Annotated in this window: 14 protein-coding genes; 6 read left to right on the top strand and 8 right to left on the bottom strand. The window is 45.1% G+C overall.

From position 1 onward, the window contains the following. Nucleotides 1-179: 179 nt before the first annotated feature. Together DD616_RS01210 and DD616_RS01205 are read left to right on the top strand one after the other, a co-directional pair. Nucleotides 180-923 (top strand): phosphatase, encoded by a 744-nt coding sequence (locus DD616_RS01210; protein WP_013868021.1) that lies wholly within the window; start codon nucleotides 180-182, stop codon nucleotides 921-923. Between the two features lie 98 nt (nucleotides 924-1,021). Further along, entirely contained in the window at nucleotides 1,022-1,408 is a 387-nt protein-coding gene (locus DD616_RS01205; RefSeq protein ID WP_013868020.1) for a cytochrome b562, read from the top strand. A gap of 46 nt (nucleotides 1,409-1,454) precedes the next feature. Here the strand turns inward: DD616_RS01205 and DD616_RS01200 are convergent, their stop codons facing one another. The 4 genes from DD616_RS01200 to uhpT all read right to left on the bottom strand — a co-directional run bounded on the left by DD616_RS01200 (nucleotide 1,455) and on the right by uhpT (nucleotide 6,539). Continuing rightward, on the bottom strand, nucleotides 1,455-2,789 hold the full coding sequence (locus DD616_RS01200) for an MFS transporter (RefSeq protein ID WP_017048480.1): 1,335 nt from the start codon (nucleotides 2,787-2,789) through the stop codon (nucleotides 1,455-1,457). Nucleotides 2,790-2,808: 19 nt separating this feature from the next. Next, a complete protein-coding gene (gene uhpB, locus DD616_RS01195; protein ID WP_208871574.1) occupies nucleotides 2,809-4,344 on the bottom strand; it encodes a signal transduction histidine-protein kinase/phosphatase UhpB in 1,536 nt (511 codons plus the stop codon). Continuing rightward, nucleotides 4,344-4,949 carry a response regulator transcription factor UhpA gene (gene uhpA, locus DD616_RS01190; RefSeq protein ID WP_026028260.1) on the bottom strand — a complete coding sequence of 202 codons (606 nt, stop codon included), beginning with the start codon at nucleotides 4,947-4,949 and terminating at the stop codon, nucleotides 4,344-4,346. The genes uhpB and uhpA overlap by 1 nt, the downstream gene beginning before the upstream one ends. A 195-nt stretch (nucleotides 4,950-5,144) precedes the next feature. Next, nucleotides 5,145-6,539, bottom strand: a complete 1,395-nt coding sequence (gene uhpT / locus DD616_RS01185; RefSeq protein ID WP_017048964.1) for a hexose-6-phosphate:phosphate antiporter UhpT — start codon at nucleotides 6,537-6,539, stop codon at nucleotides 5,145-5,147. Between the two features lie 344 nt (nucleotides 6,540-6,883). Here uhpT and DD616_RS01180 point away from each other — a divergent pair, with 344 nt between their 5' ends. Continuing rightward, entirely contained in the window at nucleotides 6,884-7,243 is a 360-nt protein-coding gene (locus DD616_RS01180; RefSeq protein ID WP_170900307.1) for a hypothetical protein, read from the top strand. 35 nt (nucleotides 7,244-7,278) lie between these two features. Here DD616_RS01180 and gloA2 read toward each other — a convergent pair whose 3' ends face one another. Together gloA2 and DD616_RS01170 are read right to left on the bottom strand one after the other, a co-directional pair. Continuing rightward, nucleotides 7,279-7,662: an SMU1112c/YaeR family gloxylase I-like metalloprotein gene (gene gloA2, locus DD616_RS01175; RefSeq protein ID WP_017046047.1), complete on the bottom strand. Its 384-nt coding sequence runs from the start codon at nucleotides 7,660-7,662 to the stop codon at nucleotides 7,279-7,281. A gap of 9 nt (nucleotides 7,663-7,671) precedes the next feature. Beyond that, entirely contained in the window at nucleotides 7,672-8,595 is a 924-nt protein-coding gene (locus tag DD616_RS01170) for a LysR family transcriptional regulator (RefSeq protein WP_094145243.1), read from the bottom strand. A 175-nt stretch (nucleotides 8,596-8,770) separates the two neighbouring features. On the opposite strand from DD616_RS01170, the gene DD616_RS01165 reads away from it, so the two are divergent. Further along, nucleotides 8,771-9,967 carry a glycine C-acetyltransferase gene (locus DD616_RS01165; protein ID WP_094125045.1) on the top strand — a complete coding sequence of 399 codons (1,197 nt, stop codon included), beginning with the start codon at nucleotides 8,771-8,773 and terminating at the stop codon, nucleotides 9,965-9,967. Continuing rightward, on the top strand, nucleotides 9,964-10,995 hold the full coding sequence (gene tdh / locus DD616_RS01160; protein WP_088733474.1) for an L-threonine 3-dehydrogenase: 1,032 nt from the start codon (nucleotides 9,964-9,966) through the stop codon (nucleotides 10,993-10,995). The genes DD616_RS01165 and tdh overlap by 4 nt, the downstream gene beginning before the upstream one ends. A gap of 165 nt (nucleotides 10,996-11,160) precedes the next feature. On the opposite strand, the gene DD616_RS01155 is transcribed toward tdh, so the two are convergent. Both DD616_RS01155 and DD616_RS01150 read right to left on the bottom strand, forming a co-directional pair. Beyond that, nucleotides 11,161-11,520 (bottom strand): diacylglycerol kinase, encoded by a 360-nt coding sequence (locus tag DD616_RS01155; protein WP_013868010.1) that lies wholly within the window; start codon nucleotides 11,518-11,520, stop codon nucleotides 11,161-11,163. A 350-nt stretch (nucleotides 11,521-11,870) separates the two neighbouring features. After that, nucleotides 11,871-12,380, bottom strand: a complete 510-nt coding sequence (locus DD616_RS01150) for a cytochrome b/b6 domain-containing protein (protein WP_017048335.1) — start codon at nucleotides 12,378-12,380, stop codon at nucleotides 11,871-11,873. Between the two features lie 273 nt (nucleotides 12,381-12,653). Here DD616_RS01150 and DD616_RS01145 point away from each other — a divergent pair, with 273 nt between their 5' ends. Further along, on the top strand, nucleotides 12,654-14,609 hold the full coding sequence (locus DD616_RS01145) for an LTA synthase family protein (protein WP_038148334.1): 1,956 nt from the start codon (nucleotides 12,654-12,656) through the stop codon (nucleotides 14,607-14,609). Nucleotides 14,610-14,647: the final 38 nt, after the last annotated feature.

Raw genomic sequence — 14,647 nt, 5'->3', positions numbered from 1 at the left:
GAATTGGATGACATTGCTAAGTATTGTTCAATGTGGGTAAGTTGCAAAAAACCATTTCACATCGGTGTGTTTTCATCCGGTCAAAAAGTGTCGATATGGTGAATATATCGCCCTTAGATTGAAGTGCCATCAGCGAGGCTGTTACACTGAAGCATCGCTGTTGGAATGGAATAATTAAAATGAATCTTGTCGTTGATACTCATACCCACACTTATGCAAGTGGTCACGCTTACAGCACGCTCATTGAAAACGCGCGTTCAGCTAAAGAAAATGGATTAGCAATGTTTTGCACAACCGATCATGCGCAGTCGATGCCTGGAGCGCCGCATTATTGGTTCTTCTCCAATCAACGTATTTTGCCGCGCTTTTTAGACGGTGTTGCCATTATCCGAGGCATTGAGTCCAACATCATGAATCGTGCTGGCGAGATTGATGTTCACCCTTCGGTTGATCAAAACTTAGATTGGGTTATCGCCAGTTTTCATGAGCCCGTATTTCAGCCTGCCGATAAAGCAGCGCATACCGAAGCGTTGATCAATGTGATTAAAGGTGGACGAGTGGATGCGCTAGGGCACTTAGGTAACCCTAATTTCGATTTTGATTTTGATGAGGTGATCGCCTGCGCCGCCCAGCATCACGTTGCGATAGAAATTAATAACAGCACCTTAAAAGGACACAGCAGGGTAGGGAGTGTCGATCGCTGTTATGAAATTGCTAAGGTGGCGAAAGCGCATGGTGCTTATGTTACCACTGGCAGCGATGCTCATTTTTGTCAAGATATCGGCCAACTTCAACTGGCCAGTGAACTGCTTGAGAACGTTGGTATTGCTGCTGAGAAAGTGATTACGCACAGTGTCGAGCAGTTTCTGGCCTTTTTAGCACTGCGCGGGCGAAAAGCGATCGCAGAATATCAAACACTATAAGCCGTAAAGAGGTCATAAAAAATGACAAAAATTTGTCCCTCTTTTATCTTGAGATCCATTAAACTTGGCACTTCTTGCCAGAATAAAAAGAAATAATTATGAAAAAAATAATGATATTAACAGCTTGCGCATTATTTGCGGCTAGCGTGTCGGCGGCTAATGTTGACTTAAAACAGAACATGAAACAAATGAAGCTTGAATTTAAACAAGCGGCAGAAGCGACCAGCGTTGAAACAATGCAAGCACCCATTGAGAGATTAAGTCAGTTGGTTGAAGAGTCAAAACGAGGAAATTATCCACCGGAGAAGCAAGATCTCTATTTAGAAGGGTTTAATAAGCTTTCAGTGGCATTAGACAAAATCGAAGTGGATCTTGAGCAAGGAAATTTAGAGCAAGCTCAACAAACGCTGCGGACGGTAGACGAACTGCGTGTTGAATACCACGAGCAGCGTAACCCAAGTATCTGGAAGCGCTTATTTGGTTAATCAGCTTTGTGGCCCCCTCACGATAACGTTGGATTAGTTATAACGTTCAATGGTTCGTGGGGTGGTCGCTGCCTGAAAACTGAGCTTGTAAGAAAGGCAGCAGTAGTAAGCCGATCACAGCGGCGCAAACAGAAATGGTGACAAAAAAGCCTCGCCATTCGAATTGCTCGACAATAATGGCTAACGGGTAACCGGCGAGCGCTGCGCCCATATACGCAAATAACCCCACAAACCCAGTTGCTGCGCCAGCCGAATCTTTGTGAGAACATTCCGCGGCGGCCATACCAATTAACATTTGTGGGCCAAAGACAAAAAAGCCAATCGTAAAAAAGCCAGCGGCTTGGAATACAAACCCCGTTAACGGCATCAGCCACAGCGCTGCCACCGAAAGAAAAATGCCCATTGAAAAAATCAGGTTCATTGGCCCACGGTTGCCGCCAAACAGTTTGTCTGAGCCCCAGCCTGCGACTAACGATCCAATAAACCCACCGACTTCAAACAGCGAAAGCGCGCCATTAGCCGTGATCAAATCATAGCCTTGTTGCTCGGTAAGGTAGATATTTCCCCAATCATTGATGGCAGTACGCACTATGTAGACCAGTACATAGCTCAAGGCGAGTAACCAAATGTACTTATTTCCTAACACATATTTGTGCAAGATCTGTTTAGTGCTAAGGCCGAGGCCTTCATTTTCTTGCGCCAGTTCAAGGGCGTCATTACGCCATTGACCAACACTGGGTAAACCTTGGGTCATTGGTTTATCACGCAATCGCCAACATAAGAAAACCCCACCAATAACGGCTAAACAGCCCGGTACAATAAAACCTTCGCGCCAACTAAAATGGAAAGTGAGAAAGCCAACCAGTAATGGGATCAACGCGCCCCCCACGTTATGAGCGGTATTCCATAACGCCCACCAAAAACCACGTTCAGAGCGCGAATACCAAGTTGTCAGGAGTTTAGAGCAAGAAGGCCATCCCCAACCTTGGAACCAAGCATTGAGTACCCAGAGTAAGATGAACATACTGATTGAGCTTGAAAAGCCAAACAGAATATTGATAAAACCCGTTGCCATTAACCCTAGGCCCATAAAATAGCGCGGGTTGGAGCGGTCCGACAAAATCCCAGACAGAAATTTTGAGATACCATAGGTGATGTAAAACAACGTGCCCATGATGCCAATATCACTCTTATCTAAACCGAGGTCAGCAATCATCGCGGGCATGGCGTAATTCAAACTTTTACGCGTGAAGTAGAAAAGCGCATAACCGACATACATCGCCATCATGATGTGAAAGCGCCAATAACGGTACTGCTGGTTAACCTCTTGCGCTGATGCAAGAAGCGGTTGCGGTGGTTGAGAGCGTAGAAAATTTATCATAGTGCTTTATATTCCACGATTATAAGTGGGGCAGTGTGACGGTAAGCTGAGTGCCATTCCCGCTTAGATCGTGGTTGGCTGTTGTAGACTGACAGTGGCTAATAATCTGAAAGTGGCCACCCAATGCCTCGACTCGCTCACGCATCCCCCGTAAACCAAAGCCGTTCAGCTGCGCTTGTGCTTTGAAACCGATGCCATCATCGTGAATGCGCAGTGTGACATCACTTGCCAACGAAAACTCAATCACAATGTGGCTAGCTTCCGCGTATTTTAAGGCGTTATTGAGCGCCTCTTGGCACAATCGATAAAGGGTCACTTTGGTGGCATCACTTAACTTTTGCAGTTGAGTGGTTGAGTTCCCCGTCCAAACCACTTGGGTCTGAATGCCGTGCGTCTCAAATTCAAGGTCACGCAGCAGTTGATCCAGTGCTTCGACTAGGCCTAAATCATCTAAGGTTTTAGGGCGTAAACGGGTTAGCAAACTTTTAGTTGTGTCGTAAACATTTAAAGAGAGAGATTCAATGGTTTTAGCACAATTGCTGGTGACGGGCTGAGATTCGACGCGTTGAATAATGCTGGCTTGAGTACGGATAGCGGTAATGTTTTGACCGATCTCATCGTGCAGCTCGCGAGCAATATCGCGCCGAACAGATTCTTCAGCTTTGACTAATTGGCGGGACAAATTTTGGTTACGATCAAGCTGTTGGCGCAGCTTGGTGTTGAGATCTCTTTGTCGCTGCACACCCATTCCCAGCAAAATGCCGGTTAAACTTTGTGCTGAAAGAGAGAGCAGGAGATCAGTGACTTCCATATTAGAGACACCACTACGAGCCGCGATCAATGCAATGCTATTGAGCAGAGTACCGAGCAATGCACCTTGCCAGCCGTAGCGAAAAGCGAGCAAAATGATCGGGATGGCTAAACAAAATGGCGCAAAACGCCGAAGTTCATCAGGTAAACCAATTTGCAGCGCAATGCTTAAAATAAATAGTAAAGAGTAGAGTAAGACGTGACGCGTGCGAAATTCGATATGACGAGAGACTAAGTTCGCCGTCAGTGGAACCCAAGTGCTTTGGAAAAGATAATTCCATATCAAATAGCAGCTTGGCACAATCATTAAGCCAGCTGTGATGCTGACTAACATCACCATTGACGCGGCATGGCCGTGGTAGGTGGTGGCCAGCGTATTAATGATAGCGCTGGCGAGGATCAACCCGCCCATCACAATAAAGCGACGCCACTGACTTCCGTGGTAGTAGCGTTGGGCGAGCAGGTTTAAGGGCAGCGTTGCGATACTGGCGGCGAGTACTGTCAGCCATTGAGGTTGTTCCATTAGCATGGCGAGCGCAATCGTCAGCCACCATTCTGCACCATAAATCGCGGGCCAGTAACGTTGTGGACTGTGCAGCGCAGTGCCTAAACGCAGAGCAAAAGGAAAGAAGAAGATCGCCAGTTCCGGATCGTTGACAAAATAGTAGGCGATAACCCACAAGCAAAACCAACTGCAAGAGAGCAGAAACCAAGCGCAGAGTGACGTAATAAAATAGCGTGGCATTAGAATGAGTCAGAAAAATATTTCGCTAAGGCCACGTTATTGCTCACACCTAACTTATCCATGGCATTGGCGCGATGGACATGAATGGTTTTGTGGCTAAGTCCAAGCTCATTGGCGACCGCTTTCACATCCAGCCCAGCAGCCAGCATTTCACTGATTTGCCGCTCACGTTTGGTCAACTGTGCTAATAGCTTTGCCTCGCGCTTGGGAGAGGTGAGTTTAAGCGCAATATCGGGTGTTAAGTAGCAACCACCATGGGCGCTGGTTCGTACGGCTTGGATAAGTTCATCTGGGCTACAACGTTTGCTTAAGTAGCCTCTTGCTCCAGCCTCCAAGGCTTTTTCGACCATGGCCGCGGAATCGTGAACGCTCAGCATAATGCATGCTATCCCAGAGGGGAGATCTTGAAGCAGCGACAGCCCGCTTTCATCAGGCATTGAAATATCAAGAATACAGACGTTTGCCCCCGTGCCGGGAAGCCCTGCGCGCGCTTCGGCCGCCGAGCTAAATTGGCCGACCACTTGAATGTCGTCTTCAAGGTTCATGAGTTGGGCAAAGCCTGAACGTACCACGATATGGTCATCCACTAGTGCTACTTTGATCATCACAATCCCCGCTGTTTATATTGCCTGAGTAAAAAGGGAGCTTAAACTAACGCCACAGAGACAATTAAACAAGCAATATATCCCTTTGCTATGGATGCCATTGTAGAGGAGTCTAGCGCGTCAAAAAGGAAGGGGTGGCACAATAAAACGCGACACACTCATAAAAGAGAATATCGCGTTTGATTTTGCTGGGAGCTAAGCGGCAGCTGCGGCCAGCTTTAGCCTTTTCTCATGGCGGATCTTACGCTCTTCTGCGATCGCGACAAAAATCAGCAGTACGATACAGATCATCGCTGAAGTGTCGAGCGCAGCAAAGGTGCCCTTCCAGCCAGTGAGGCCAAAAATCGGTGTACCGTCGGCGATCATACCTAGGCCAAGTTTGGCAAAACTATCACCAATTAAGTAAGCAAAGGTGCCCTTAACGCCATCGGCGACACTGATCGCTTTTTTCGGCACAAAGCCAACCGCAGCAACACCAATCAGTAATTGTGGGCCAAAAACAAGGAAACCTAGCACAAACAGTGACCCGAGATACATAAACTCGCTGGTGGCGTGCTGATAGAATTCGAGCGCAACAATGATGAGTCCCAGAGAGACACAGGCGACCAAAGCTCGGCGGCCATTAGCAAGATCGGACAGATAACCCCACATTAAAGTGCCGACTAATGCGCCCACTTCAAAGAGAGTGAAGCCTGAAATGGCCGCTTCTTTTGACAAACCAAGTTCTTGATAGGCATACACAGTAGACCACTGGTCGATGCCGATACGCACGATGTAGAGGAAGATGTTGGCAAAGCAGAGTAACCAAATCACTTTGTTTTTCAAAATGTATTCAACAAAGATCTCACGTTTGGTCATTTGGTTTTCTTCCGCAGCAATATCTTCCTCGCTGACCGCTTCATCAAACAACTCTTCGACCGTACCTAAACCGTATGCTTCAGGAGAGTCACTACCGTAACGCAAACCAATGAAACCCACCACTAACGCGATGATCGATGGGAATACAAACATGCCCACAACATGACCATTAAAGAGATAGTTTGCACCAAACAGTGCTACGCCTGCCGCACCTGCGCCGCCGACATTGTGCGACATATTCCATAAACCCAAGTAGGTGCCGCGTTTATTTTTGGGCGTCCATTTGGTGATAGTGGAGTAGCTTGATGGCCCACCAGTACTTTGGAAAAAACCGCTTAGCGCATAAAAAGCAACCATTAGGAAAATGCTGACGCTTGAACCGCCCATGCTCATGCTAAATCCAAGCATTGCAATACCAGAAAGGATCAGCATAAAAGGTAGGAACTGTTTCGTGTTCTTGCCATCGGCGTAGTAAGAGACCACTGTCTTACCAATCCCGTAAGTGATGGAGAAACCAAGACCAATCAGCCCTAGCTGTGTCATCGACAAGCCGTAGGTTGAAATCATATCGTTTTGTGCAACGTTGAAGTTTTTGCGCACTAAATACATCGCCATGTAGCCAATAAACACCACAAGGTATGATTGTAAAAATGGTTTGAACCACATTTTACGGCGTTCTGCTGCGGGGAGATCGAGGGTCGGTAGCCGAACCTGTTGCAAAAGTTTTAGCATGTGAAATCCTTAGAAAATCACGTCAAAGAAATCTCTGCTGTCAGTCAATTCACACCAGAGTCGAATGGCTAGCAACCGTCTGGCTGCATTATAGAGTGATTGTAAAAATCGGCTTGGCGATTGACTTGAGGGCATGGCCTAACTGAGCTAGGAATATTTCCTAGTTTGGGTGGATTGATAGACAAAGCGTGAATGGAGTCACATTGATATGCATCTTGAAACGTCGTCTTTAAGCTAACGATTTGTAGCGAACTTGAGGGTATTTGTTAAGTTTTTAGCGCTGCCGCACTGTTATTTTTATCATTGCGTTATATAGTGTCGACAAGAAAAAATTGAGTGTTGCTATGATTCGCCTAAACCGTTTTAACAGAATAATGTTGCTCACCAGCGCGCTCAGTTGGGTGTTGGTGTCGCTTATGCCTGTAATAAACGCGCATGGCAATACGGCGGGGGTTTGGGCCACACTGTGCACCATTAATGGTTTTGAGCTGGTTCAAATTGAAGAGGGAAAAGTACAGACACAGCATACGAAACCCTGTCCCTTTGCTCATTTCTCCACCTTTCATCAAGATTCACTTCCAACGACACCTTTACTGACACGACTGAACTTGTTTGTTTCATACAGCTACACTTTTTTGGCTCTAAGTGTACGATTTGAAAAACAAGTTCCTCGTGCGCCACCATTATTTAATCTGTTGTACTGACGTTAGAAAATAGCCTTGATTCCTTCCTCTATTCACTATTCAGAATAAAGCTCTAACGGTAAACCATCTGGGTCGGCGAAAAATGTGTATTCGCGACCAGTGAACTCATCAACGCGGATGGGCTCGACGATAACGCCTTTTTCCTCTAAATACGCTTTGACTTCACTGACACTGTCCACCACAAACGCTAAATGTCGTAGCCCTTGAGCTTCAGGGAAGCTTGGTCTTGGTGGTGTATTTGGAAATGAGAACAGCTCAATTTGTCCACCATCGGGCAGAGCAAGATCCAGCTTGTATGAATCGCGAGCGGCGCGGTAATTTTCAGCAATAACAGGCAGCCCTAAGATCTGAGTATAAAACGCTTTGGAACGTGCGTAGTCTGAACAAATAATTGCCGCGTGGTGGATTCGTTTTAGCATGATTACCCTTTATTTGTTGAGTTGGCTGACCAAATGTTCAGTGACGTAATCAATGAACACCCGCAGCCTTGCTGGCATGTACTTGGTTTGCGGATATTGCATGGCAATCGAGCCGTAGTAATTACTTTTGATCGTCCAATCGGCTAATAGTCGGACGACGCTGCCTTCAACGAGCGCTTGCTGAATGACAAAATCATGGAAGATGCCGATACCTAAGCCATTTTTCACGCCGTTCAAACGCATTTGTGAGTGGTTTACTGCATAGCGGCCTGAGACGGCCACCGTATGGAACTCATCTTCTTTATGAAAATCCCAGAGATGGTCACGCTCGGTTTCGGCAAGATACAAGCAGTCGTGAGCCGTTAATTCGATAGGGTGGATTGGCGTGCCTCTGGCCGCTATATATTCTGGGCTGGCGCACAACACTAAGTGGGTTTTGCCAATTTCACGCAGTACCAAGTTTTCATCTGGCTTATCAGTCAGCTTAAACGCCACATCAATATTGTGTTTGAATAAATCGATCGCGCCATCTGCAGCTCTCAGCTTAAGTTGAATTTCAGGGTATTGAGTTAGAAAAGGAAGCACAAGGGGTTGCAGAACTGAGTTCAAAAATGCTTCAGGTGCCGCAACAGTGAGTGCGCCTGCAGGTTCGGTGTGGTCAGAGGTGGAAAGCTCAACCGCTTGCTGCGCAGCGTTGACCATCAACAGACTTTGATCATAAACGCGCTTTCCTGCCTGAGTGATTAAGAGTTGGCGCGTGGTTCGCTCAAATAACTTCACTGATAGTGCTTGTTCTAAACGGGTAATCAATTTACTTAATGCCGAAGGTGTTACCCCCAGCTTTTGAGCTGCTGCCGTAAAGCTACCTTCATTGACGACGAGAATGAAAGCCGCTAAATCAGGCAGCAGGGCGATAAGACGATGCGTGATCATAATTGTATTTGTGCCTGAAGTTCACGAATGGTTTTCCATGTCATGGGATAATAGTCGTAAATGGGATCAACTAAAATACCATTAAGCAATTTTACAGTGTAAATGAAGGGTCTATTTTTCGTTTAGGCTGCCCTACACCATAGCTATTGCGCTATATAAAAATAAGGACGTAGCAATGTCTTCTGCATTTTATCAACAGATCCAAAACCAGCTTGAGGAAATCAAAGCGGAAGGTCTGTATAAATCTGAACGTGTGATTACCTCGCAACAACAAGCGGCGGTCGAAATTTCTACTGGTGAAGAAGTGTTGAACTTCTGTGCCAACAACTACCTTGGTTTGGCTAATCACCCTGCGTTGGTTGAAGCGGCGAAGCAAGGCATGGACAGTCACGGCTTTGGTATGGCTTCGGTACGTTTCATCTGTGGTACGCAAGATATCCATAAGCAACTGGAACAGAAGCTCTCTCAATTCTTAGGTAAAGAAGATACGATTCTTTACACCTCATGTTTTGATGCAAACACCGGTTTATTTGAAACTATTTTAGATAAAGAAGACGCGATTATCTCTGACGCGTTGAACCATGCCTCAATCATTGATGGTGTGCGTTTATGTAAAGCGATGCGTTTTCGTTACTCCAACAATAACATGCAAGAATTGGAACAGCAGTTGATCGCAGCCGATGCGGCGGGCGCTCGTAATAAGCTCATCGTAACGGATGGTGTATTCTCAATGGATGGCGTAGTCGCAAACTTGCCCGCGATTTGTGATTTAGCGGATCAATACAACGCGCTCGTCATGGTGGATGATTCACACGCGGTTGGATTTATGGGTGCAAATGGCCGTGGCACGCATGAATACCATGATGTGATTGACCGTATTGATATCATCACCGGTACCCTTGGTAAAGCGATGGGTGGTGCTTCAGGTGGCTACACTTCCGGTAAAAAAGAGGTGATTGATTGGCTTCGTCAACGTTCACGTCCTTATTTATTCTCTAATTCGGTTGCGCCAGCGATTGTTGCAGCATCGATTCGCGTGCTGGATTTACTGGCAGAAAGCGCCGCGCTTCGCGACCAACTTTGGGATAACGCCGCGCATTTCCGTACTCGTATGGAAGGCGCGGGGTTCACTATGGGTGGTGCGGATCACGCCATCATCCCGATTATGCTCGGCGATGCTATCGTTGCAGCAGAGTTTGCAGAACGAGCACTAGCTAAGGGCATTTATGTTGTTGGTTTCTCGTTCCCTGTTGTGCCCAAAGGCCAAGCTCGTATTCGTACACAAATGTCAGCCGCGCATAGCCGCGAGCAACTCGACCACGCCATTGATGCGTTTATTGCTGTTGGCCAAGAAATGGGGCTCATTAAATGAAAATTAAAGCATTATCCAAACTCAAACCAGAGCAAGGCATTTGGATGACCGAAGTGCCAATGCCTGAACTTGGTCACAACGATCTGCTGATTAAAATTAAGAAAACCGCAATTTGTGGCACCGATGTTCACATCTATAACTGGGATGAGTGGTCACAAAAAACCATCCCAGTACCAATGGTGGTTGGCCATGAATACGTCGGTGAAGTGGTTGGCATTGGTCAAGAAGTTCGCGGTTTTGAATTAGGTGATCGCGTGTCTGGCGAAGGTCACATTACTTGCGGCCATTGTCGAAATTGCCGTGGTGGTCGTACTCACTTATGCCGTAATACTGTGGGTGTTGGTGTGAACCGCACTGGTGCATTTTCTGAATACTTAGTTATCCCTGCGTTTAATGCTTTCAAGATCCCAGATGGTATTTCCGATGATCTAGCCTCGATTTTTGACCCATTTGGTAACGCGGTACACACCGCATTGTCATTTGATTTAGTCGGCGAAGATGTGCTGATCACTGGTGCTGGTCCAATCGGTATCATGGCGGCCGCAGTGGCGAAACACGTTGGTGCTCGCCATGTGGTGATCACCGATGTCAACGAATACCGCCTTGAGCTTGCACGTAAAATGGGCGTGACACGCGCCGTGAATGTTGCGGAACAAAAGTTAGAAGAGGTCATGAGTGAACTTGGCATGACAGAAGGTTTTGACGTCGGCCTTGAAATGTCAGGCGTACCGAGTGCCTTTAGTTCTATGCTGAAAACCATGAATCACGGTGGTCGTATTGCTTTATTAGGTATTCCACCTTCAGATATGGCGATCGATTGGAACCAAGTGATCTTCAAAGGTTTGGTGATCAAAGGTATCTATGGCCGTGAAATGTTCGAAACTTGGTATAAGATGGCGAGCCTGATCCAATCTGGCCTCGATCTAACGCCGATCATCACTCACCATTACAAAATTGATGACTTCCAAACAGGTTTCGATGCTATGCGCAGCGGGCTTTCTGGCAAAGTTATCCTTGATTGGGAATAATCGAATATTGAAGTTGAAGCGCTCCGGTTGGGGCGCTTTTTTGAACAGCATTTACTCTGAGACTACAGAATAAGCAAGCAAGTTAACGGCGGTGGCAAAATATAGCGCTAGGAGAAAACTAATACCGACGTAAGAAAACGAATAATTTTCAAACGCTCACTTCATTTAGCGTACCAAAATAAAAATCCATGTAAATGCAGCAAAAAGTAGTGCAATCAAAACCGCAGCTGATCCTATATCCTTCGCACGGCCACTGAGCTCATGCCACTCACTACCTACGCGATCAACTACAGCTTCCACGGCTGAATTCATAAGCTCAACGATGACAATCAGTACTAAGCTACCGATCATCATTAACTGTTCTAATTCATTGACCGGCAAGAAAAAAGTGATCGCAATTAGAATGATAGAAGCGACGATTTCTTGCCTAAAGGCGGCTTCATTTTTCCATGCAGCCTGAAGGCCTTTCATTGAATAACCTGTAGCGTAAAATAAACGACTTATTCCTGTACGGCCTGGTTTCATAAAGTGAGTAACCTAATAGTTAATAATGAGATAATAAAAATGTCGATAGCTTGAGTTGACTCTCATCTTATTAAAAAGTGCTATCGGATGTAGCATACTGTATCTATCTATTATTTTTCTATATGAAAATTCATTGCCATGTCACTTTTTTGAAATAATACAAAGTTGATGTTATCCCTATTAACAAAAATCGCCATAGTAATGATTAAAATTTAGACGGCCTCTTCAGTCATGAATACTAATTAAAAGTTAAATAGAGCATTAAATACGGATCTTTTTGTAAAGACACCCCTGTTACTTAGTCGATTAAACCTGATGAACCTAAGCACTCAGGTTTAATGAACATATTTCTATTTTTTATGTAACAGCATATTTTTTAAATAATTGTGGTCAGTCCAGTGGCTCATTATCACAATGGCGGCTATATGGCTTATCGTTGCCAGCATCGTCAGATTTGCGAGCGCTCCATGCAATTCGCTGAGCCAGTCATTTGCCGATAACATGTCCAGTTGTGTTGCCCAGCCGCTAAGTCCTGTTAGGAGGAGGCCAGACCACAAAATCCAGACCATCACAGCTCCAGCTGGGTTGTGCCCTTCATGGTGATCTTCTTTTGTTTCTATTACTTGCTTTATGTGAATAAACGCATTGTGTATTGAAGGCTTAAAGGCAGACAAGCGAGCAGGGGAATGGACAATAAGACCCCAAATGAGACGAAGGCATATCGTGATCATCAGTAGATAGCCAATCCATTGGTGTGTTTTACTACCTTCTTCTGTTATGAGGTAGTTGGTTAAGAAAGATCCCGCCACAATCCAATGTGTCAAGCGAACAAATAGATCCCATTTGTAAGTTTTAGGCATTTTAGCGTTCCTCTATTTTGTTTATATTATCAAGATTGAAATGGATTTCTGTCGTTTAATTCATCTAAATAAATCCCGCCATTCTTAATTCTATCAGTGTTCGATAAAGGAATTTGCCATATTAATCTTAAGAAAAACTTAAGACATTTAACGCATGAAGATAAAATAGGCGATAGTTTTTCGTTTTACAAAATGAAATGGAACTTATTTCTTTTATCAATGCCTTAACGTATTATCTAATCATTCATTTAATCTTAATAGTTGTTGAAATTTATGCTCAATAAAATCAAACCCTACTTAGGGCCTCTCTATCCGATTGCTGCCGTATTCGTGGTGGGGCTAGTTATCTTTTTTGTCTCTCGTTTAGGACTGGCTATCTGGCATTTTGAACGGGTGAGTGATGCTGGTGGATGGCTGACCATTTTCTTAAGTGGTCTGCGAGTTGATATTGTTTCTCTTTGTTATTTGCTTATTTTACCAGCGTTGTTATCTAGCCTACTGTCTGGCGATCATGCTGTCGGTCGGGTTTGGCATTGGTTTTTACGTGTGTGGATTACCGGCGGTTTGTGGTTGATTGTTTACATGGAAGCAGCAACACCGCCATTTATTATTGAGTACGATCTGCGACCTAATCGAATTTTTATCGAATATCTCATTTATCCCAAAGAAGTTTTCAGTATGCTTTGGAGTGGCTATAAATTTGAACTTTTCCTTGGTGCCGTAGTTTCCACGTTCACACTTTTTGTCGGTTGGAAATGGAGCAAGCAGCTTGTTTCGAACTTAAGCTTTCCTAAATGGTACTGGCGTCCGCTGATTGCTATTTTTGTTGTGGCTATTGGTATTTTGGGGGCGCGTTCTTCACTGGGACACCGTCCATTAAATCCGGCGATGGTGGCTTTTTCTAGTGACCCTTTGGTGAATGATTTAACGTTAAACTCCTCATTTTCAGCGATTTTTGCTGCCAAACAGATGAAATCTGAAGCGAGTGCTTTCGAGTTTTACCCGAAAATGGATAAGGAGGAGATCGTCCAAGAAATTCGTGCATCCATGAATGTCGACAATAAAGACTTTGTCTCTGCACAACAACCTAGCATGGCAATGCACCAAGCGACCTATCAAGGCCAGCCTAAAAATATCGTAATCCTACTGCTTGAAAGTCACGGTGCACGTTATGTTAGCCGCCTTGGTGGTATCGATGCGTCACCCAATATCGATAAACTGATTGATGAGGGGTGGGCATTCACCCGTTTGTACGCAACGGGAACGCGTTCTGTTCGTGGTATTGAAGCGGTGACCACTGGGTTTTCTCCGACTCCTGCACGTTCGGTGGTTAAGTTAGGTAAAAGCCAAACGAATTTCTTTTCAATTGCGGATTTATTAAAGTCTCGAAATTACCACACACAATTTATTTACGGTGGTGAAAGCCACTTTGACAATATGAAGAGTTTCTTCTTGGGTAACGGTTTTGTCGATATGCAAGACTTCCCAACTTTTGATTCGCCTAAATATGTTGGTTCATGGGGCGCGTCAGATGGAGATCTCTACAATAAGGCAGATCAGCAATTTACGAAGATGAGTCGTGAAGGTAAACCGTTCTTTAGCTTAGTTTTTAGCTCATCGAACCACAGCCCATTTGAATACCCTGATAACGTGATTGAACCGTATAATGAGCCAAAGCAAACGGTGGAAAATGCGGTGAAATATGCAGACTATGCGCTTGGACAGTTCATTGAAAAAGCGAAAAAGTCACCATATTGGGATAACACGGTGTTTGTTGCTGTGGCAGATCATGATGCTAGAACACAGGGTAATCAGCCTGTACCAGTCGATTACTTTCGAATTCCAGCAGTGATTTTTGGTGGCGGCATTGAACACCGCATTGACGATCGTCTAGTTAGTCAAATTGACCTTGCACCCACACTGCTTTCTTTGGCCGGTATCAGTAGCCAAAACCCAATGATTGGGTTCGATTTAACTCATGATGTTCCTGCTGAGAAGCAGCGAGTAATGATGCAACGAGATAAAAACTATGGCTATATGACAGCAGACAACCAACTGGTTGTTATTCGGCCTGAGCAAGGTATTTCTACTTATCAATATGATTTTAAATCAGATACCCTGACAGAAAAAGAGTTGGATCCAGAAGTGGTTAAACGTGCTCATGCCAATGCTATGTGGGGAAGCTTAGCGTTTAAAGAAAACTACTACACTGCATCTGATTCATATTGATTATATTTTTATCCACCTACAGCGTTATGCGATAAATC

Source organism: Vibrio anguillarum, assembly GCF_003390515.1.
Taxonomy (GTDB): domain Bacteria; phylum Pseudomonadota; class Gammaproteobacteria; order Enterobacterales; family Vibrionaceae; genus Vibrio; species Vibrio anguillarum.
This window is presented reverse-complemented; position numbering and strand designations above follow the sequence as displayed.